This window comes from Dietzia aerolata (assembly GCF_014144865.1).
Classification (GTDB): Bacteria; Actinomycetota; Actinomycetes; order Mycobacteriales; family Mycobacteriaceae; genus Dietzia; species Dietzia aerolata.
Map to the genome: position 1 here is coordinate 1 of NZ_JAALDM010000215.1, position 2,596 is coordinate 2,596.

Consider the following 2,596-nt stretch of genomic DNA (forward strand, 5'->3'; position numbering starts at 1 on the left):
CGTGGCCCGCGAGGTCGACGGGGCCGACGGCGCCCAGATCGTGGTCCCGCGGATCGAACACCGGGAGACCAACGCCATGGCCCTGGCCGCGGACACCGACGGCTCCGGCGCCGCGGTGCTGGCGGCGCTGGGTTCGCTCGCCCGCGCCAGCGTCGACCGACTCGTCGCCGATCACGGCCTGACCGTGGTCGGGGTGACGGGATCGTCCGGCAAGACCAGCACCAAGGACCTCATCGGCGCCGTCCTGTCCGCCGCCGGCACGGTCGTGGCCCCGCCCGGATCGTTCAACAACGAGATCGGCCACCCGTGGACCGCACTGCGCGCCGACGAGTCGACCGACTTCCTCGTGCTGGAACTCAGCGCCCGCGCGCCCGGCAACATCACCGAGCTCGCGGCGATCGCGCCCCCGCGCATCGGCGTGGTGCTCAACGTCGGTACCGCCCACCTGGGCGAGTTCGGGTCCCGCGAGGTCATCGCCGCCACCAAGGGGGAACTGGTCGAGGCACTGCCGTCCGCCGCCGACGGTGGTGTCGCGGTACTGAACGACGACGACGAGCGCGTCGCCGCCATGGCCGGCCGCACCTCCGCGGACGTCGTACGCGTCGGCCTCAGTGGGTCGGCAACCGTGCGGGCGGAGCGCGTTTCGCTCGATAATGAGGTGCGCGCCTCGTTCCGGTTGATCACCCCGCAGGGTGAGGCGGACGTCGCGCTGAAGGTCCACGGCGAGCACCAGGTCGGCAACGCGTTGTCCGCGGCCGCGGTGGGGCTGGCGTGTGGGATGGACGTCGATCAGATCGCGGCCGCTCTCGGTGGCGCCACGGCGGCCTCCGCCCGCCGGATGGATGTCCGGCTGACCGCGGACGGCGTGACGGTCATCAACGATTCCTACAACGCCAACCCCGACTCGATGCGGGCCGCGCTGAAGTCCCTGGCCGTGATGGCCCGGTCCGGGGGCGGTCACCGCCGCACCTGGGCGGTCCTGGGTGAGATGGCCGAACTCGGCGAGGACGCGGTTGTCGAACATGACCTGGTGGGCCGATTCCTGGTCCGGCTGGATGTGTCGCAGCTCGTCGTCGTCGGACACGGTCGCCCGCAGCGCGCCCTGTTCCAAGGCGCGGTCCAGGAGGGCTCGTGGGGCTCGGAGGCCGACCACGTCGCGTCCGTCGAGGAGGCGGTCGCGATCCTCGACGAGCGACTCGAACCCGGGGACATCGTGTTGGTCAAGGCCTCGGCGGCCGTCGGCTTGTGGAGTGTCGCGGAGCATGTGCTCGCGGCGCGTGGTGAGGAGAACCAGCAGTGACCCAGATCATGATCGCCGGCGTGGTGGCGTTCGTCGTGAGCATCTTTCTCACCCCGTTGCTCATCATCTACTTCCGCCGCCACGGGTATGGCCAGGAGATCCGGCTCGAGGGGCCGCAGTCCCACATGAGCAAGCGGGGCACCCCGAACATGGGCGGTCTCGCCATCCTCGCCGCGGTGTGGCTCGGCTACATCGTCGCCGGCATCGTCGGCCAGGTCACCGTGGGTGGTGGCGGCTTCACCGCGTCCGGCCTGCTCATCCTGGGCCTGGCCACCGCGTTGGCGGTGGTGGGGATGATCGATGACGGGCTCAAGGTGTTCAAGCGCCAGAACAAGGGCCTGGGCATCCTGTCCAAGACGATCGGGCAGGTTCTGGCCGCGCTCGCGTTCGGCATCCTGGTGCTGCAGTTCCGCAACTCCGACGGCCTCACCCCGGGCAGCCAGTCGCTGAGCTACGTGCGCGACTTCGTGGCCGTGTCGTTCCCGTTCGTCGTCTTCCTGGTCTTCATCGTCATCCTCGTCTACGGCTGGTCCAACGCGGTCAACTTCACCGACGGGCTCGACGGCCTGGCCGCCGGTTCGATGGCCATGGTCATGGGCACCTACGTGGTGTTCAGTTTCTGGCAGTTCCGTTACTCGTGCTTCTCGCCGGCGGAGGGCGTCAACCTGTCCGGCTGCTACCAGGTCCGTGACCCGCTGGACATCGCCGTCGTCTGTTCGGCGGCGCTGGGCGCGTGCCTGGGCTTCCTGTGGTGGAACGCCGCCCCGGCCAAGATCTTCATGGGGGACACCGGCTCGATGTTCCTCGGCGGCATCGTCGCCGGCGTCTCGGTCGTCTCGCGCACCGAGCTGCTCATGGTCGTCGTGGGCGCGGTGTTCGTCATCGAGTTCGTCTCGGTCCTCATCCAGGTGATCTCGTTCCGCACCACCGGTCGCCGCCCGTTCCGGATGACCCCCATCCACCACCACTTCGAGAACGGCGGCTGGAAGGAGACCACGGTCACCATCCGGTTCTGGCTCCTCGTCGCCATCTCGTGCGGCCTGGCGATCGCACTGTTCTACGGCGACTGGCTCGCGGCGTCGGCGTGAGGTCTGACGAGAGGTCTGGCATGACGGAGATCGATGTGCGCGCGCTGTCCGGCGCCCGGGTGCTGGTGCTGGGCGCCGGCGTGTCCGGCCCCGGTGCAGTGCGGATCCTCGCCGCACTCGGTGCGGATCCGGTGGTCGCCGATTCGCGCCCCGAGGCGATCGAGCGCCTGCGCGCGGCACTGCCCGCGGGCGTGACGTGCGACGGGGT

General features: G+C 69.9%; 2 protein-coding genes and 1 pseudogene. All 3 read left to right on the forward strand.

The features are described from left to right. Positions 1-1,300 (forward strand): UDP-N-acetylmuramoyl-tripeptide--D-alanyl-D-alanine ligase (locus G6016_RS12355; protein WP_182632944.1); only part of this gene is annotated, 1,300 nt, incomplete at its 5' end. Further along, positions 1,297-2,388 carry a phospho-N-acetylmuramoyl-pentapeptide-transferase gene (gene mraY / locus G6016_RS12360; RefSeq protein WP_182632945.1) on the forward strand — a complete coding sequence of 364 codons (1,092 nt, stop codon included), beginning with the start codon at positions 1,297-1,299 and terminating at the stop codon, positions 2,386-2,388. The genes G6016_RS12355 and mraY, both read left to right, overlap by 4 nt. A 20-nt stretch (positions 2,389-2,408) precedes the next feature. Further along, positions 2,409-2,596, forward strand: a pseudogene (gene murD, locus G6016_RS12365) (UDP-N-acetylmuramoyl-L-alanine--D-glutamate ligase); the annotation flags it as partial.